17 protein-coding genes are annotated in these 17,012 nt (G+C 50.6%); 14 read left to right on the top strand and 3 right to left on the bottom strand.

Translation table 11 applies throughout. From position 1 onward, the window contains the following. Positions 1–2 precede the first annotated feature (2 nt). Positions 3–1,385: an argininosuccinate lyase gene (gene argH, locus QWY20_RS06180; protein ID WP_330128161.1), complete on the top strand. Its 1,383-nt coding sequence runs from the start codon at positions 3–5 to the stop codon at positions 1,383–1,385. Between the two features lie 69 nt (positions 1,386–1,454). On the opposite strand, the gene QWY20_RS06175 is transcribed toward argH, so the two are convergent. Then, positions 1,455–4,028 (bottom strand): penicillin-binding protein 1A, encoded by a 2,574-nt coding sequence (locus QWY20_RS06175; RefSeq protein ID WP_330128160.1) that lies wholly within the window; start codon positions 4,026–4,028, stop codon positions 1,455–1,457. 151 nt (positions 4,029–4,179) lie between these two features. On the opposite strand from QWY20_RS06175, the gene QWY20_RS06170 reads away from it, so the two are divergent. The 9 genes from QWY20_RS06170 (at position 4,180) to QWY20_RS06130 (ending at position 13,054) form a co-directional block, all read left to right on the top strand. Continuing rightward, positions 4,180–5,259: a pilus assembly protein PilM gene (locus QWY20_RS06170; RefSeq protein WP_330128159.1), complete on the top strand. Its 1,080-nt coding sequence runs from the start codon at positions 4,180–4,182 to the stop codon at positions 5,257–5,259. After that, entirely contained in the window at positions 5,247–5,810 is a 564-nt protein-coding gene (locus QWY20_RS06165) for a PilN domain-containing protein (RefSeq protein ID WP_330128158.1), read from the top strand. The genes QWY20_RS06170 and QWY20_RS06165 overlap by 13 nt, the downstream gene beginning before the upstream one ends. After that, positions 5,807–6,412, top strand: a complete 606-nt coding sequence (locus QWY20_RS06160) for a type IV pilus inner membrane component PilO (RefSeq protein ID WP_330128157.1) — start codon at positions 5,807–5,809, stop codon at positions 6,410–6,412. Before QWY20_RS06165 ends, QWY20_RS06160 begins: the two co-directional genes overlap by 4 nt. Before the next feature lie 20 nt (positions 6,413–6,432). Then, on the top strand, positions 6,433–6,930 hold the full coding sequence (locus QWY20_RS06155; RefSeq protein ID WP_330128156.1) for a pilus assembly protein PilP: 498 nt from the start codon (positions 6,433–6,435) through the stop codon (positions 6,928–6,930). A gap of 17 nt (positions 6,931–6,947) precedes the next feature. After that, positions 6,948–9,002, top strand: coding sequence for a type IV pilus secretin PilQ (locus QWY20_RS06150; protein WP_407935407.1), 2,055 nt, complete (start codon positions 6,948–6,950; stop codon positions 9,000–9,002). Between the two features lie 203 nt (positions 9,003–9,205). After that, positions 9,206–9,724, top strand: a complete 519-nt coding sequence (aroK, locus tag QWY20_RS06145) for a shikimate kinase AroK (protein WP_091337993.1) — start codon at positions 9,206–9,208, stop codon at positions 9,722–9,724. 43 nt (positions 9,725–9,767) lie between these two features. Beyond that, the gene (gene aroB / locus QWY20_RS06140; protein ID WP_330128154.1) at positions 9,768–10,829 is read left to right on the top strand and encodes a 3-dehydroquinate synthase; all 1,062 of its coding nucleotides are present in this window, start codon (positions 9,768–9,770) and stop codon (positions 10,827–10,829) included. Beyond that, entirely contained in the window at positions 10,830–12,188 is a 1,359-nt protein-coding gene (locus QWY20_RS06135; RefSeq protein WP_330128153.1) for an SPOR domain-containing protein, read from the top strand. It abuts the gene before it with no gap. Continuing rightward, a complete protein-coding gene (locus QWY20_RS06130) occupies positions 12,185–13,054 on the top strand; it encodes a Dam family site-specific DNA-(adenine-N6)-methyltransferase (protein WP_330128152.1) in 870 nt (289 codons plus the stop codon). The genes QWY20_RS06135 and QWY20_RS06130 overlap by 4 nt, the downstream gene beginning before the upstream one ends. Here the strand turns inward: QWY20_RS06130 and QWY20_RS06125 are convergent. Both QWY20_RS06125 and QWY20_RS06120 read right to left on the bottom strand, forming a co-directional pair. Then, the gene (locus QWY20_RS06125; protein WP_330128151.1) at positions 13,017–13,214 is read right to left on the bottom strand and encodes a DUF2970 domain-containing protein; all 198 of its coding nucleotides are present in this window, start codon (positions 13,212–13,214) and stop codon (positions 13,017–13,019) included. The genes QWY20_RS06130 and QWY20_RS06125 overlap by 38 nt on opposite strands. Before the next feature lie 346 nt (positions 13,215–13,560). Next, on the bottom strand, positions 13,561–14,166 hold the full coding sequence (locus QWY20_RS06120; protein WP_330128150.1) for a TorF family putative porin: 606 nt from the start codon (positions 14,164–14,166) through the stop codon (positions 13,561–13,563). 222 nt (positions 14,167–14,388) lie between these two features. Between QWY20_RS06120 and rpe the strand changes: the two genes are divergently transcribed. From rpe to QWY20_RS06100, 4 genes are all read left to right on the top strand, one after another. Next, positions 14,389–15,060: a ribulose-phosphate 3-epimerase gene (rpe, locus tag QWY20_RS06115; protein WP_330128149.1), complete on the top strand. Its 672-nt coding sequence runs from the start codon at positions 14,389–14,391 to the stop codon at positions 15,058–15,060. 74 nt (positions 15,061–15,134) lie between these two features. Beyond that, positions 15,135–16,139: a tryptophan--tRNA ligase gene (gene trpS / locus QWY20_RS06110; protein WP_330128148.1), complete on the top strand. Its 1,005-nt coding sequence runs from the start codon at positions 15,135–15,137 to the stop codon at positions 16,137–16,139. A gap of 11 nt (positions 16,140–16,150) precedes the next feature. After that, positions 16,151–16,540, top strand: a complete 390-nt coding sequence (gene crcB / locus QWY20_RS06105) for a fluoride efflux transporter CrcB (RefSeq protein ID WP_330128147.1) — start codon at positions 16,151–16,153, stop codon at positions 16,538–16,540. After that, the gene (locus tag QWY20_RS06100) at positions 16,537–16,935 is read left to right on the top strand and encodes a CrcB family protein (protein ID WP_330128146.1); all 399 of its coding nucleotides are present in this window, start codon (positions 16,537–16,539) and stop codon (positions 16,933–16,935) included. The genes crcB and QWY20_RS06100 overlap by 4 nt, the downstream gene beginning before the upstream one ends. Positions 16,936–17,012: the final 77 nt, after the last annotated feature.

Genomic DNA, 17,012 nt, shown 5'->3' with positions numbered 1-17,012 from the left:
TTATGGCGATGTGGGGCGGCCGCTTTACCGAAGCAACCTTGGATGAGTTCAAAGCCTTTAACGACTCCATTAGTTTTGACTACCAGTTGGCACAGCAGGATATTGCTGCATCCAAAGTCTGGGCTGCCGGCCTGGCTGAAGCCGGGTTGATTGCACCGGATGAAGCACAGCAGTTGCAGCAGGCGTTGCAGCAGTTGGCAGACGAGTTGTTGCAGAACCCGCGTTTGCCGGTTGATAGCGGCGAGGAGGACATTCACAGCTGGGTGGAAACTAAGCTGACCGAACGCCTTGGTACGGTTGCCCGCAAGCTGCATACCGGCCGCAGCCGCAACGACTTAGTGGCGACTGATCTGCGGTTATGGACCCGTGCTGCGGCATCGGCTGTACGAAGCAGCTTACTTGGCAGTATTCAGGCACTGCTGAATTTCGCTGATGCAGCTGGCACGGCAGTGATGCCAGGCTACACCCATTTACAACGTGCTCAGCCGGTGATGGTGGCACACTGGGCGCTGGCTTATGTTGAGATGTTGAAACGCGATCTGGGCCGGCTGGACGATGCCAGCAAGCGGCTGAATGTGTGCCCGCTTGGTGCGGGTGCCCTGGCAGGCACCGGGGTACCGGTGGATCGCAGCTGGCTGGCGCAGCAGCTGGGTTTTGATGCCGCCGCAGCCAATAGTTTGGATGCGGTGTCTGATCGCGACTTTGTGGTTGAACTCTCAGCAGCGGCCAGTTTGTGCATGACCCATGTTTCGCGACTATCGGAAGATGTGATTTTCTTTTGCTCGGGCGAAGCCGGCTTTTTCAAGCTGGGCGATGCCATCAGCAGCGGCTCATCGCTGATGCCGCAGAAAAAAAACCCGGATGTGTTTGAACTGCTGCGCGGCAAAAGTGGCCGTATTCTGGGCCAGCTGGTCGCCATTTTGCACGTGCTGAAGGGCTTGCCTTTGGCGTACAACAAAGACATGCAGGAAGACAAGCAGGGTTTTTTTGACTTGATGCAGCAGTGGCAACAATCCTTGCAGGTGCTGGCGACTGTGCTGCCACATTTAAGCGTGAAAGTAGATGCTTGTCGTCAGGCCGCTGAGCTTGGCTACAGTAATGCTACCGACCTGGCCGACTATCTGGTTAGCAAAGGGATCCCGTTTCGGGATGCTCATCACTTATCAGGTCAGTTGGTGCTGATAGCCTCCAAGCAGCAACTGCCGCTGGAGCAACTGCCATTGACTGAGATGCAACAGGTCAGCGATGTTATCAGCGAGGATGTCTACCCGGCACTCACCTTAGAAGCCGGTATGGCGCGACGCAGTGCTCTGGGGGGAACCAGCCCGGAGCAAGTACTGCCAGCGCTGGCAAAGGCCAAAGCCTGGTTGGCTGCCCAGCAATAAAGGCATAGTATACAAACAAAACGGCCAGCATTGTGCTGGCCGTTTTGTTTGCTAAGAGCAAAGTCAATCCTAATCAAACAGTTCCAGCAGTTCGGTGGAGGGTTCTTCATCGTCAAAGGAGAATGCCGGAGCGCCGGGCTGAGCGTATTGGCTTGGCTCGGTACCACGCATAAAGAATTCAAAGCTGCTGGTGTGATCATTAGCGCGGCTTAATAAACCGGTTTCCAGATCGATGCGAACAGACGATATCCCAGATGGTGTTTCCACCTGATCTGCTGGCATATCCTGCATAGCAACCCGCATAAACTCAAGCCAGGCCGGCAGGGCTGTCCTGGCACCTGCTTCAACCCCACTGCTTTGATCACGGCCTAAGTTCGCGTTCCAGGTGGCGCGACCCAGGCTGCGATTGGCATCATCAAAACCAACCCAGGCGACCCCCACAAGCTGGCTGTTAAAACCAGCAAACCAGGTATCTTTCGAGTCGTTGGTGGTACCGGTTTTACCGGAAATATCACGGCGCTGCAGGCTTTGTACCCGCCAGGCCGTGCCATTCCAGCCAGTGCCTCGATTCCAATTACCGCCACCCCAGACACTGGATTTCAGGGCTTCACGAATTAAAAAGGCGTTTTGTTCCGAAATCACCCGTGGTGCCTGTTTAGCTTCAGTGGGTTTCGGTTCTTTGGGAGCTGGCTCTAAACTGGCAAAAAGTTGAGCCAGCTGGGCTTCTGCGTCGCCATCCTGAAGCCGGCTGTCAGTACTTAATTCAGCTTGCTCTATGCAGTCACGGCAAGCAACTTTTGGCCGGTGTTGATAAATCAGCTCGCCTTCTTCGTTGTAAATTCGATCGATCACATAGGGATCAACCAAAAAGCCACCGTTGGCGAACACTGCGTAGCCCGCTGTCAGCTCCAACGGTGTGAGTGAAGCGGAGCCCAGCGACAAGGTTTCATTGCGCGGTAAATCAGTTTCAGCAAAGCCAAAATTACGCAAGTGTTGAATGGTGGCGTCGATGCCGACACCGCGCAATAAACGGACCGATACCACGTTCTTCGATTTAGCCAAAGCTTCACGCACCCGAATAGGGCCATCATACACCGCAGGAGAGTTACGGGGACGCCAGGCTATGCCGGCACCCTGATCCCAATGATGGATAGGGGCATCATTGACAATCGATGCCAGGGTATAACCATGCTCCAAAGCAGCAGAATAAATAAAGGGTTTGATGGTTGAGCCTGCCTGACGCTTGGCCTGGGTTGCCCGGTTAAATTGGCTTTGGGCAAAACTAAAACCGCCAACCAATGCCTGAATGGCACCGGTGTTAGGATCCATCGCGACTAAAGCGCTGGTGGCTTCCGGCTCCTGGCTTAATTGCCAGTGATCGCCATTGTAACGCACCCGGATATGCATGCCTGGCTGAAGGATATCTGCCGCCAGCTTGGGTGCATGCCCCTGGCGCTGATCGTTAATAAAGCGGCGGGCCCATTTCAGGCCATCCCAGGGCAATGTCTGTGCTCTGCCATCGGCTAGCAATACCTGAGCTTCTTGCTCTTCCAGAGCGATGACCACGGCATGGTGCAAATCTTCCAGGCTGGTAAATTCAGCCAGGTAGCTTAGGATCTCAGTTTCTGTCCAGGCAGGATCGGCTTCGACGTCTTCCGTTTTGGTTGTCCAAAGCTGCGCTTGTGGACCGCGGTACCCATGGCGTTCATCGTAATCGTATAAATTTTGCTGTAAAGAACGGCGTGCTGCATCCTGAATGGGTTTGGTGATGGTGGTATAGACTTGCAGGCCAGCGCTGTAGGCATAGTCTTCTCCAAGCATGTCTACCACTTGCTGACGGACCATTTCTGCAACGTAAGGAGCGGAAGCCGTGATCTGAGCACCATGGCGGCGGCTGATTACCGGTGCTTGCAGAGCCTCACGGTACTCTTGTTCGGAGATGTAGTTCATGGCTAGCATCCGGCCCAGCACAATGTTGCGGCGGTTGCGGGCATTGGCTGGTGAGCGCACCGGGTTCAGTACCGAGGGGGCTTGCGGCAGACCAGCAATGATGGCAATTTCATCCAGTGTGAGCTCATGCACCGTTTTCCCAAAATAGACCTGAGCCGCAGCACCGACACCAAATGCCCGGTGCCCCAGTTCAATTTTGTTCAGATACAGTTCCAGAATTTCATCTTTGGTAAGCAATTGTTCGATGCGAACTGCCAGGAAGATCTCTTTGATCTTACGGATCACTTTCTTTTCGCGGGTTAAGAAGAAGTTTCTTGCCAGCTGCTGAGTGATGGTACTGGCGCCTTGTTTGGCATCTCTGGTACTAGCGACAACGATCGCAGCCCGCATCATCCCAATCACATCAAAGCCAGGATGCTCATAAAAACGGCTATCTTCGGTAGCGAGAAATGCCTCAATCAATTGGGGTGGCATCTCGTCCAGCGTAAGCGGGATGCGGCGTTGCTCACCAAATTGTGACATCAGTTCGCCATCGGCAGTAAAAACCCGCATCGGTGTCTGTAGCCGCACATCCTGCAGCAAGCTGACATCAGGCAGATCATCTTTCACATACCAATAGGCCGCAGCTACTGTCAATACAGCCAGCAGCAGCCCAATTACGCACAAAAACAAAATTTTTTTAAGCCAGGACACCCATTCGCCTCAGTTACAACTGTCAATTTGGACATCGGACAACTAGTATATAGTTGTTTGTTTTTGAATAAACTCTTTTTATTCCTGAAAAAAGGATCTAAGCTACATTGTATAACAATAACAAATGTAATAACTACGGCTGTGTGTTGCTATGATGAAACCACTTTTTCGAAAACAGTCTCCGATGATGGTGGGCATAGATATCGGCTCCCATTCGGTGAAAGCTGTGTTGCTTAGTCAACAGCAGGATAAGTTCCAGCTGGAAGCCTTTGCAATTGAGCCTATGGCCAAAGGGGCTATGTCTGAACGTGAAATACAGGACATTGAAGCCGTAGGTAATGTGCTCAATAAAATCCGTAAGAAAATTCCACGAGCCGTCAAGTTTGCCGCTGCAGCTGTTTCTGGCTCAACCGTTATCAGCAAGATCATTTTTATGGATGTCGCCTTAACCGATGCTGAATTGGAAAGCCAGATTGAGGTGGAAGCCGACAGCCTGATTCCCTACCCACTGAACGAAGTGAGTATGGATTTTGAAAAGCTTGATATTAATGAGACAGACCCTTCCAAAGTCAACGTTTTGCTAAGTGCTGCCCGTACCGAAAGCGTCGAAAGCCGGGTGGCGGCGTTGGAGCATGGTGGTTTTGATGCCAAAGTGATCGATGTCGAAAGTTATGCCTTGAGTCGGTCGGCGAGTTTATGTCTGAAACAATTGCCTGATGACGCCAATCAGAAAGTCGTGGCTATGGTTGATATAGGCGCCACCATGACACTCTTGTCCGTGCTGGAAAAAGGCAAAACACTCTACACCCGCGATCAGGTGTTCGGGGGCGAGCAATACACCCGTAGCATCCTCTCCTACTACAACAAAAGTTACGAAGAGGCCGAGCAGGCGAAAGTAAACGGTGATTTACCACCCAACTACACCTTTGAAGTGCTGGCCCCTTTCCAGACTATGTTGTTGCAACAGGTAAGGCGAGGTGTGCAAATGTATCTGACCACCAGCGGTAAAGAAAATATCGATTATCTGGTGATCTCGGGTGGCACGGCTTTGCTTGAAGGTATCGATAAGCTCCTGACGGATGAGTTAGGCATTTATACGGTGATCGCAAGGCCTTTTAACGAGATGAGCTGTGCCAGCTCGGTTGACAAAGAGTTACTGAAGCAACAAGGGCCGCAATTGATGGTTGCTACTGGTCTGGCATTAAGGAGCTTTTCACCATGGCACATATAAATTTATTGCCGTGGCGCGAAGCAGCGCGCAAAGAGCGGCAAAAGCAATACCTGAGTATTCTGACTGCAGTCGCCCTGATCAGTTTTATGCTGGTTTTCGTGGTGAGCTCGATATACAGCGCCAGGTTGGAAGGCCAGCAAAAGCGCAATCAGTACTTGCAGGCTGAAATAAGCAAACTGAACCGGCAAATTGCAGAAATTCGTGATTTGAACGAAACCAAGAATAGCCTGCAGCAACGAATGGCGCTGATTACTCAGTTGCAAGGTAGCCGTAATCTGGGAACCCAGATCATGGATGAAATTGTGCGGGTAGTACCCAGTGGGGTTTACCTGACCAGTCTGGAGAAAAAAGGCAACGCAATCCTGATCAATGGCCGCAGTGAGTCTAACAACCGCTTAGCGAATATGATCCGTCTGGTCGAGGACTCGGAGTTGCTGTCCGATCCTTTGCTGGAGTTTATTGAAACAGGTCGCAGCAATCAGTTGCTCAGTGACTTTAAAATGCATGTCCGGGTGCAGGGGTTTGAAGTGCTGCAGGGAGAGACGCGATGAAACTGGATTGGAATGTTGATTTTTCCAACATTGACGTCAATGAGCTGACTCTCGATAACATTGGCAGTTGGCCAGCTGTGGTGAAAGCTATCTTTGCTGCGGTGGTGGCTGTGGCTGTGGCGGCACTGAGTTATTACCTGTTGGTTAGTAGCAAAATCGATGATCTGAATGCCGCTCAACGGCAGGAAACTCAGCTGCGGCAAGAATATCGCACCAAGTATGCATCGGCTGTGAATCTGGAGCCCTATAAACAGCAAATGGCTGAGATGGAACAAACCTTTTCATTTTTGCTGAAGCAATTACCGGCAACGCATGAAACACCAGGCTTATTGGACGATATTACCTATGTGGGTACTACCAGTGGTCTGAACTTTGTGCGGATTAACTGGATGCCGGAAATTGAAAAAGAGTTTTATACTGAGCTGCCGATACGGATAGATGTGATTGGTGATTACCATCAGTTTGGTAATTTTGTCAGTGAAGTGGCTCGCTTACCCCGCATTGTCAGTCTGCACGACTTTAATATCGCTGCGGAGCAGGATGGTAAGCTGCGTTTTAATGTGGTCGCAAAAACCTACCGTTATAAGGAGGCTGACCAATGAGATGGTTGTGGTTAGTTCCAATGACACTCCTTTTAACAGCCTGTTTTGATGATATGGCAGATATTCATCAGTTTGAGGCCGAAGTAAAAGCGAATACCCGAACCCGCATAGAGCCCTTGCCTGAAATGCAAGAGTTTCAGCACATCGCGTATCAAGGGGCGCAGTCAAGAAGTCCATTTGCATTGCCTCGGCGCGAGGCGATACAGGAACGCTTTGTACAACAACGCGATTGTCCGCACCCCGATCCGAATCGGCGGCGGGAGCCACTGGAGAGTTTTGCGTTAGATAACCTGATCATGAGTGGTACTCTGGGCGACAGTAATCAGTTATGGGCTTTGATTCAGGCAGGGGATCAAACCTTGCATCGGGTTACCAGGGGTAACTATCTTGGTTTGCACCACGGCCGGGTGCTTGCGGTTACGTCAACGCATATTGAATTGCTTGAGCTGATCCCTGATGGAGCAGGCTGTTGGCAAGAAAGAACGACAACGTTGCAGATGGCTGGATCTGCTAATTAACAGGTGTGTAATGCATGATGGATAAGATGACTAAAACAATGACAAACCATGTAAAATACGCCATCTACAAGGCTATGGTATTAATGGTGTTGCTGAGCTTGCCAGCAACCGCAAAGCCATTGTTGCATGATGTGCGTTACAGCCCATTAATGAGCGGTGAGACTGAGCTTGAGTTCGTGTTCGATCGAACACTTAACCAGTCGCCAGATGTGCAGGTGTTTAATCAACCAGCGCGGATAGAACTGCAGTTTAGCGATATCAGCGTGGATGCTGCACTGGCTAAAATTGATGTTGGCCGCTCGGGTATTAAAGAAATCAATGCATTTACGGAAGATCAAAGTGCCCGCATTGTGATCTATCTGGAACGCTTGAACCCTTATCAGACCCGTCAGGAAGGAGGCAGTTTTTTCCTGCATCTACAAGATAGCAGAGCAGAGGCTGTCCCAGCGTACAACAATGAAATTAAACCACGTGCTCTAAATGCCATACAGGCGATTGATTTTCGCCGTGGCGAGCGTGGTGAAGGCCGTGTTTTGGTATTCCTTCGCAATAATGCAGCAGCAGTCAATGTGACTGAGCGTGCTGGCAAACTGCATTTGGATTTCCACAACACCAGCATTCCTGATGATATGCTGTATATTTTAGATGTAATGGATTTTGGTACCATTGTCCGTCAGATTGAAACCTTTCATCAGGACGGTATTAGCCGTCTGGTGATTGAACCTACAGAGGCTTTTACCCACAGCTATCAGCAAGTTGATAATATTTTCACCCTTACCGTGCAGCGTGACACCACCCAGCGCAGTGTCTTGGGTGGCCGTGATTACCAGGGGCAGGCTATTTCACTGAATTTTCAGGATATTCCAGTTCGGACTGTGCTGCAAATTATTGCTGATTACAATAACTTCAATTTAGTCACCAGCGACTCTGTGACTGGTAACGTGACCTTACGACTGGATGGTGTGCCCTGGGACCAGGCGCTTGATATTGTGCTGCGGGTGCGTGGGCTTGATAAACGGATGGATGGCAATATTCTGATGGTTGCTCCAACTGACGAGTTGGCCAGCCGTGAGGCCCGTGAGCTGCAAGCCAGGCTGGATGTTGAGAACCTGGAACCACTGTATTCTGATTTTCTGGTGATCAATTATGCCAAGGCAGCCGACATCGCCACCTTGCTTCGTAACCAGGATACCAGCTTGTTATCGGAGCGTGGCGCTGTCTCGGTCGATGATCGGACCAACACCATTTTGATTCGTGATACCAGTCGCTCCATAGAAAATGCCCGCCGTTTAGTGGAGCGATTGGATATCCCTGTTCGGCAGGTGCTGATTGAGTCGCGGATGGTGACTGTGAAAGACAATGTGCAGGAAGACTTGGGCATTCGCTGGGGATTCTCAGACCAGCAGCGGACTAAAGGTACTTCAGGAACCGCTGCAGGGGCTAATACAATTGCTGGAGGGGTGATTCCCAGTCTGGATCAGCGCTGGAATGTCAATTTGCCGGTAACGAATCCGGCCGGGAATATTGCCTTCCATGTTGCTAAATTGTCAGATGGCACCATTCTTGATTTAGAGCTGTCGGCATTGGAGCAAGAAAACAAAGCTGAAATCATTGCCAGCCCAAGGATCACCACTTCGAATCAAAAAATGGCCCGTATCGAGCAGGGTACTGAAATTCCCTACGTTCAGGCGGCTTCCAGTGGCGCTACCACAGTCACCTTTAAAAAGGCGGTATTAAGCCTGGAAGTGACCCCACAAATTACACCGGATAACCGTATTATTCTGGATTTGGTGATTACCCAGGATACCCGTGGTGACACGGTGCAAACCCCAACTGGTCCTGCAACTGCCATAGATACACAGCGCATTCAGACCCAGGTATTGGTGGATAATGGGGAGACCATTGTCTTGGGTGGAATTTATCAGCAACAAGCCATCTCGGCTATTTCCAAAGTTCCGCTATTTGGTGATATTCCATACATTGGTCGTTTATTCAAAAATACCAGCGAATTTAATGAAAAGACGGAGCTGTTGATTTTTGTCACGCCAAGGATCTTAACCGATGGTCAGTAATCGACATCCGGTTCAGCGTTAACCAAGCAACAGGCCGGCAATGTCCGGCCTGTTTGCTGAGTAGCTGGCATACCCGCTAATATTTTTGAAATAAGCTTGCCAAGCGAACGCCATTGCTGACATAATTCAGCGCTTCAAATCTTCGTGGGAGCCTTGGTTCCTGACTTTAAGTTCACCAAGACAATGAATTAGCACGACGACATATGGCAGAAAAACGTAATATTTTCCTTGTAGGTCCTATGGGTGCTGGTAAAAGCACAATTGGCCGTCATTTGGCAGACATGCTGCATCTTGATTTCTATGACTCGGATCAGGAAATTGAACGCAGAACCGGTGCTGATATCGCCTGGGTGTTCGATTTAGAAGGTGAAGCTGGTTTTCGGGTTCGTGAAGAGAACGTCATTCAAGACTTGACTGAAATGCAGGGCATTGTATTGGCAACTGGCGGTGGCTCAGTCACCAGCAAAGAAACCAGAAATCGGCTATCTGCTCGCGGTATTGTGGTGTACCTGGAAACTCCAATCGAAAAGCAGGTTGCCCGTACGCAACGCGATAAGCGCCGGCCCTTGCTACAAACCGAAGAAGACTCAGAAGAGGTGCTGACCCGCCTGGCGGCAGAGCGCAACCCCTTGTATGAAGAAATTGCGGATCTGACCGTGCGGACCGATGAGCAAAGTGCTCGGGCGGTCGCCAGTCAAATCGTCGAGCAACTGGGTTTTTGATTCTGCTTTAACATCTTTTTTGTTTCAAAAGAGGGGGCTGCTTATGCATCGTGTTCAGGTTGAACTGGGTGAGCGCAGCTACCCTATCACTATCGCTTCCGGCTTGTTGCAGCAGCCAAATCATCTGTGCAAGCACTATGCACAAGTGATCATTATCAGCAATGATACTGTTGCCCCTTTGTACCTGGAGGCAGCACGCCGCTTGTTTGCTGATAGCCAGGTACAGCATTTCTTATTACCAGACGGTGAAGCCTTTAAAACGCTTGAACAATTTGGTCATATTCAGACCTTTTTGCTTGAGAATCGCCTGGCCCGCGATGGCCTGCTGGTAGCGCTTGGTGGCGGTGTAGTGGGTGATCTCACCGGCTTTGTGGCTGCTTGCTATCAGCGAGGTATTGATTTCATTCAGATTCCTACCACTTTACTGTCGCAGGTTGACTCTTCGGTGGGTGGAAAAACAGCCGTCAATCACCCGCTGGGTAAAAATATGATCGGAGCTTTCAAGCAGCCGCAGCAGGTACTGATTGATACCGATGTGCTTGCTACCTTGCCCAAAAAAGAGTTTGCTGCAGGCATGGCGGAAGTGGTGAAGTATGCTCTGATCGCCGATCCGGACTTCTTTGATTATCTTGAGCAGCATGCTGAAGCGATTGAGCAATTAGAGCCGGCCGTTTTAGCAACCATGATAGCGCACTGCTGTCAGATGAAGGCAGATATCGTTGCTGCAGATGAGACGGAGCAGGGCAAACGTGCTTTATTGAATCTGGGGCACACCTTCGGACATGCCATTGAAGCCTGGCTTGGCTATGGTCACTGGCTGCACGGTGAAGCGGTTGCCGTTGGTATGATGATGGCTGCGCAATTAGCACAGAGTCGCGGTTGGTTATCGGTGTCTGAGCTCGATCGAATCAAAAGCTTACTGATACGCTTTTCCTTGCCAGTAGTTAAACCAGAAGGCATGTCGATACAAGACTTTATGCCCTACATGAAAACAGATAAAAAAGTCCGTGCAGGCAAGATGCGGTTTGTATTGCCAACCTCCTTTGGCTATAGTGAAATCATTGATGATGTTGATGAAGCTGAATTGTTGAGTGTTTTTTCCTGAATGTCGCTATCGCCTCTAGCTGCTAAGCTGCAAGCTCACTCCACTCTCCTGTCTTCGCAGCGTGAGCTGCTGGAGCGGGTATTGTTTCAAATTGAGTTTAATGGTTTTCAGCACATCCATCTGATCGGTGGGACCGGGGCTGGCAAAACCACACTGACCCTGGTCCTGGCAGAACTGCTGTCGGACACCATGAATCTGGCTTATTTTGCTGCTCAGCCGGATATGACAACAGCACAGTGCCAAAAGCTTCTGCTGCAGCAGTGGTTTGGTCAGGGCGAGTTCGATGCGAACTTCATGGCGTTGCTGGAACAGCCCCAGCAACAGCCGCTGGTTTGGATCCTGGACGGCCAGGGCAGCCTGCCACTCAGTTGTTTGTCGATGCTGCGGGCTCATCCCATTCATATTATTACCACTGGTCCAAATGCTTTGCCGGATGCTGATTTAAACCTGGCGATTGCCCCCTTGACTGAGGCGGAAGCTGAGCAGCTGTTGCCGGTGCAGATGTTACAAACACGCTCAGCAGCAGAGCGTTTGCAAATGGCGGCAGGTAATTTACACCGCTTGTTAGAACCGGAGGTGATTCAGGAGCAAAGCGACAGCAAGCCAGTTGCTTTGTTGGCGCAAAAGTATCGCACAGCTTCACTGGTGCTTGCTGTGCTGGGTGTAATCGCGATCCTGATGTTTTGGTGGCTGCCTCAACCGTCTGAGCCAGAAGCCGTTGTGGCTGATAATCAGCCAAGACCGGCACTGGAGTCGTGGCGTCCGGCCGAACCTGTTATCGCTGAGGTCGCTGAGGTTGAAGCATTGCCTGCTAACGAACCTGTTCCGTTACCGGAGGATGAAACGGTAGCTTGGGTGCTGCCAGAGCCAGAGCCAGAGCCAGCTACGGCTCAGTCAGTGCTTGCGACACAAGGCGGCACTACAGAACCAGCAGCGACGAATGAGCCAACAATTTCGCTTAGCCAAACGAATCACGAAGAGCACACGGCAGAGGTAGCTTTAGATGCCATAACGGATGCCGGGGTTCAACCCTCATGGCAGCATGATGAAGCTGCACTGCTAGCTATGAATGACAGCGACTATGCATTGCAACTTGGTGCTTTTGCCAACCTGAATGCTGCGATCGCTCTGCGGCAGTCCTACCCGGAGCTGGCTGTACTGATTTACCAGCGGCAGCTTAATGGCCAATCACAGTGGGTGGTGGTGCTAGCTCCCTACGCAACGGCTAATCAGGCCAGAGCTATGCGAGCGGAGCTCCCTGCGAGGCTTAGAGCTGAGACTCCGTTTATCAAAGCCATGCAGCAGGTTTGGCAGGAAATTCATGCAGTGCAACCAGCCCAAGGTAGTCGTCGGCAATGAGCAAATCCAAGCAACGCGCCTTTCTGAAATGGGCCGGCGGCAAGTACAATCTGGTCGAAGCGCTTTCACGTTTTTTGCCGCAGGGCGATACACTGGTCGAGCCCTTTGTCGGTGCTGGCTCGGTTTTTTTGAATACCCAGTATTCTCGCTATCAGCTCAATGATATTAATCAGGATTTGATCAGCCTGTACCAAATTGTTAAACAGCGGCCAGACCAGTTTGTAGCCGATGCCAGAGCCTGCTTTGTAGCAGCCAGTAATCAAAAAGATTGTTACCTCAATTTTCGGCAGCGATTTAATCACAGTGTCGATAGCTATGAGCGCGCTGTGCTTTTCTTGTACCTTAATCGCCATGGTTACAATGGCTTATGCCGTTATAATTTGAAAGGCTTGTTTAATGTGCCTTTTGGCAGCTATAAAAAGCCCTACTTTCCGGAAGCTGAACTGTACTTTTTTGCCGAAAAGGCGCAACAGGCAGAGTTTAGTTGCAGTAGTTATCAACAGGTGTTTGCAGATCTAACGCCTGGCTCAGTGGTGTATTGTGATCCACCTTATGTACCGCTTAGCAAAACAGCCAGTTTTACCAGCTATGCCCGCCAAGGCTTTAATCTGGATGATCAGGCGCAGTTAGCCAATCTGGCAGAGCAGGCAGCACTGCAAGGTAGCACTGTGCTTATCAGCAATCACGACACCACCCTTACCCGGAAAATTTATCAGCAAGCAAGCCTGCACCCCATTCAGGTAGCGCGTTCTATCAGTCAAAAAGGGGATGGACGAAAGAAAGTGGCAGAGTTATTTGCTTTGTATCAGCCGCCAGTCAGCAATGTGATCAGCGTAGTACCCAAGATACGACAAGCAGCACGCTAACGACAAATATCAATGCCATCACCAAACCAACAATGATGTAAGGTAAAGGGCTTTTGGCAGTAAAGTCTTGTTGTCGTTGCTGTTCGGATTGAACGCCAATAAAAGCACCTGCAACCGCTTTTAACACCTGCTTCCAGGAGGCTGGTTTATGTGTTGTCATTGTTGACTGGCAACATGCGGTCCAGCAGTTCGAGCAAGTCTACAAAGTGAAATTGTGAAGAGCGGCTTTGCCCTTGCAACCAACTTAACCAGCTAAACTGATTAGAGCATTCGAATGAAGTCTGGCAGTGCAGTTTGTTCTGGTCAGAGTGCATCAGCAAAAAAACACAGCCGCCCAGTAGCACTGACACCAGTACGGCGATACGCGTTTTATGCTGCAATAAAGCTTTCATCATTGAAATCCCGGAGCATCCTGACAATGGCGATTACCATAGCAGAAATTCATCCGGGATACAAGTTATTTACTTTTAAGCTGATCTGTTGTGCAGCTTCCTGCCTCTATCGGGCTAGAATGATGCGGTCAAACCAAAAAAGATAGCACGGTCACCACTCTCTTTTTTGGTAGCAAATGCCGAAGCGGTCAGAGTATCCGTGATGGCGTAATTCAGGCTGATGCCTAAATCGTACAGAGACTCATCCGAGTCTTCCCAACCGGCATGCAGACCAATGCTCCACTGATCATTCAAAGCAAACTCGGTAGAGGCTTCAATGTAGATATTATCGAACTCATCGTAATAGAAGGTGATGCCAGCAAAACCAAAGTCGATACCAAGATGGTATTCCAGATAGTCTTCATCAATCCCATCAAAACGGTATTGCAGCACGCCAATGTCCAGGGCGATGCTGTCACTGACATCAAAGCCATAGCCAAGGTAGAGGTTGGTTTCAGAGCCAACCTCTTGATCTGTGGTGCCCCAAAATCCGGCATAAAAGCCCTGATAGTCCGCTTCAATAGAACCTTGGACGTGGAAGTGATTGGTGAGCTTGTAACCCCGGAAGACATACTTGGTCATGCCGCTTACTTCAGCACTGATGCCGACTTCATCGGCCTGGGTCGTACTGTGGCAGCCTAAGGCGATGAGTAACGCGCTGGCTAAGATGGTTTTCTTCATTGCAGTTGTCCTTGTGTTTTGATTATCACACTGCAAGTCCAAGAACTATGCCAGCTTACTTTATTATTTAAAATCATAGGATTAATGTTTTACCTTTCACCCTGCAATGCTGTTTTGTGCTGCACTGGTGCAAGGCTGCTTGCTTTTTGTGCAGCAAAGGCGGGTGCTTTTCCAGCGTAAATTCAGTAAAGTAGCCACTCTTTTCGGCGTGGAGAATCCCTGATGCAACCTTACTTAATTGCCCCGTCCATTTTATCGGCCGACTTCGCCCGTTTAGGCGACGATGTGGATCAGGTGCTGGCGGCAGGTGCCGATGTGGTGCACTTTGATGTGATGGATAATCATTATGTGCCTAACCTGACGATCGGGCCTATGGTGTGTCAGGCACTGCGTGATTATGGCATTCAGGCACCGATTGATGTGCATTTGATGGTAGAGCCGGTGGATGCCTTGGTACCACAATTTGCCGAGGCAGGTGCCAGCATCATTAGCTTTCACCCTGAGGCCAGCCGTCATGTGGACCGCACCCTGCAATTAATCCGCCAGCATGGCTGTGAAGCTGGTCTGGTGCTGAACCCGGCCACACCGTTATCTGTGCTGGATTATCTGATGGATAAAGTCGATTTGATTCTGTTGATGTCGGTGAACCCCGGCTTTGGCGGTCAAAGCTTTATTCCTTCGACCTTGCACAAGCTAAAACAGGTGCGGCAGCTGATCGACCAATCCGGCCGGCCAATCCGGCTGGAGGTGGACGGTGGCGTCAAAACCGACAATATTGCTGACATCGCAGCCGCAGGTGCCGATATGTTTGTGGCGGGCTCGGCCATTTTTAACAGCCCTAGTTACCGCGATACCATAGACGCGATGCGGGCTGAGTTAGCCAAAGTAAAGTAACAGCTGCTGCCTTTAACCGCTGCATGCGGTTATACTGCATGATTCGTTTAAACACCCTATTACGGACAGGATTTATGACAAGCAAGCCGATCGTGCTCAGTGGAGCGCAACCTTCAGGACAACTGACCATTGGCAATTATTTGGGCGCGCTGCGGCAATGGGATCAGATGCAGGACGACTACAACTGTTTGTATTGCATCGTCGATTTGCATGCCATTACTGTACGGCAAGACCCTCAGGCACTTAGAAATGCCTCCCTGGATAGTCTGGCGCTGTATTTAGCCTGCGGCATTGATCCCGAGCGCTCCAGTATCTTTATGCAGTCCCATGTTGCTGAGCACAGCCAGCTGGCCTGGGTGCTCAATTGCTACACCCAGTTTGGTGAGTTGGGGCGGATGACGCAATTTAAAGACAAATCCGAGCGTCACAACAACAACATCAATGCTGGTCTTTTTACTTACCCGGTATTGATGGCCGCAGACATATTGTTGTATCAAGCCAATCAAATTCCGGTCGGTCAGGATCAAAAGCAGCACCTGGAGCTGGCTCGTGATGTGGCCATGCGGTTTAACGCCCTGCATGGCGATGTCTTTACCGTACCTGAGCCTTTTATTCCCAAAGTCGCAGCCCGGGTGATGAGTCTGCAGGATCCAACGAAGAAAATGTCGAAGTCCGACGACAACCCGCAAAACTTTATTGGTTTGTTGGAAGACCCCAAAGTCATCGCCAAAAAAATCAAACGGGCCGTGACCGACTCCGACGATCCGCCGCGGGTGATGTTTGATCTGGAAGCCAAACCAGGGGTGGCCAATTTGCTGAGTATCTTAAGCGGCGTCACCGGTAAAACGGTGGCTGAGCTTGAAGCCGAGTACGAAGGCAAAATGTACGGTCATTTAAAAACGGATGTGGCCGATGCGGTGGTTGCTCTGCTTGAACCTCTGCAGCAGCGCTTTAAAGAAATCCGGGCCGATCAAAACCTGATGCACAAAGTCTTGCATCAGGGAGCTGAACAAGCACGTCACCGCGCTGCGGCAACCTTACGCAACGTCTACGATGCCGTTGGCTTTGTTCTGCCTTAAAGGGCACTGAAGTGAATGCGCCTCTGTCATTGACCGCCTATGAGGTGCTGTTGTTTGTGCTGGCTGCTGCTTGCGGTGGCATCCTTCGTTTCTGGCTAAGTAATCAGCTGAGTCGCTGGTTAGGCATGGCCCTGCCCTGGGGGACCCTGGTGGTGAATGTGAGTGGGGCTTTTGCTATTGGCTACCTGGCAGCACTGTTGCTGGCTGGGGCTGCCCCATCGCTCTGGCTCATTATTGGGGTTGGCTTTTTAGGAGCCTACACCACGGTATCGAGTTATAGCTGGCAAACCTTCAGTTTTTGGCATGCTGGCAGGAAAACCAGGGCCATTGCCAACACCCTTCTTACCCTGCTGCTTGGCATCATCGCGGTCGCCTTTGGTTTTTACTGGGGGCAAGGGTGAGCATTCGTCCACACGTCTACTTGCTGGTTGGGCTGGGCTCTGGTTTAGGAGCCAGCCTGCGCTTGCTGCTGTCTGTTGGGCTGTATCAGCCAGAGGCCCTCTGGCCCTGGGCGACCTTACTGGCCAATTGCGTCGGCTCCATGGCCATGGGGTTTTATGCCACCATGGTAAGCGAGCAGGGTGCCTGGCAGGTCAGCGAAGCGCAAAAGCAGTTTGTACTGGCAGGTCTGTGCGGCGGCTTTACCACCTTTTCGGTATTTAGCTTGGAGTGCTTGTGGTTGCAGCAGACTGGGTATTCTGAACTGGCACTGGCCTATCTGCTGCTGTCATCGGTTGGCTGGTTGTTATCGGTATGGCTGGGACACCATTTAGCTCTCTCAAAAGTACGCCGTTAAACGCACTATCAGCTGGTAATTCCGTCATCACCGCACAGCTCCACTCTTAGCCGATGCCGGGCATGGACTTTTAATGA

Origin of the sequence: Alkalimonas cellulosilytica (assembly GCF_036325985.1) — a bacterium.
GTDB lineage: Bacteria > Pseudomonadota > Gammaproteobacteria > Enterobacterales > Alteromonadaceae > Alkalimonas > Alkalimonas cellulosilytica.
The sequence above is the reverse complement of the archived record's forward strand: the minus strand, read 5'-3'. Positions and strand labels throughout refer to the sequence as shown.

Bases quoted from the DNA above. Each gene is read 5' to 3' on its own strand.
- QWY20_RS06135 (WP_330128153.1), top strand. From the start codon at position 10,830: ATGTCGCTATCGCCTCTAGCTGCTAAGCTGCAAGCTCACTCCACTCTC.
- aroB (WP_330128154.1), top strand. From the start codon at position 9,768: ATGCATCGTGTTCAGGTTGAACTGGGTGAGCGCAGCTACCCTATCACT.
- QWY20_RS06165 (WP_330128158.1), top strand. From the start codon at position 5,247: ATGGCACATATAAATTTATTGCCGTGGCGCGAAGCAGCGCGCAAAGAG.
- argH (WP_330128161.1), top strand. From the start codon at position 3: ATGGCGATGTGGGGCGGCCGCTTTACCGAAGCAACCTTGGATGAGTTC.
- aroK (WP_091337993.1), top strand. From the start codon at position 9,206: ATGGCAGAAAAACGTAATATTTTCCTTGTAGGTCCTATGGGTGCTGGT.
- QWY20_RS06130 (WP_330128152.1), top strand. From the start codon at position 12,185: ATGAGCAAATCCAAGCAACGCGCCTTTCTGAAATGGGCCGGCGGCAAG.
- QWY20_RS06155 (WP_330128156.1), top strand. From the start codon at position 6,433: ATGACACTCCTTTTAACAGCCTGTTTTGATGATATGGCAGATATTCAT.
- rpe (WP_330128149.1), top strand. From the start codon at position 14,389: ATGCAACCTTACTTAATTGCCCCGTCCATTTTATCGGCCGACTTCGCC.
- QWY20_RS06160 (WP_330128157.1), top strand. From the start codon at position 5,807: ATGAAACTGGATTGGAATGTTGATTTTTCCAACATTGACGTCAATGAG.
- QWY20_RS06125 (WP_330128151.1), bottom strand. From the start codon at position 13,214: ATGACAACACATAAACCAGCCTCCTGGAAGCAGGTGTTAAAAGCGGTT.
- QWY20_RS06120 (WP_330128150.1), bottom strand. From the start codon at position 14,166: ATGAAGAAAACCATCTTAGCCAGCGCGTTACTCATCGCCTTAGGCTGC.
- QWY20_RS06170 (WP_330128159.1), top strand. From the start codon at position 4,180: ATGATGAAACCACTTTTTCGAAAACAGTCTCCGATGATGGTGGGCATA.
- QWY20_RS06150 (WP_407935407.1), top strand. From the start codon at position 6,948: ATGGATAAGATGACTAAAACAATGACAAACCATGTAAAATACGCCATC.
- trpS (WP_330128148.1), top strand. From the start codon at position 15,135: ATGACAAGCAAGCCGATCGTGCTCAGTGGAGCGCAACCTTCAGGACAA.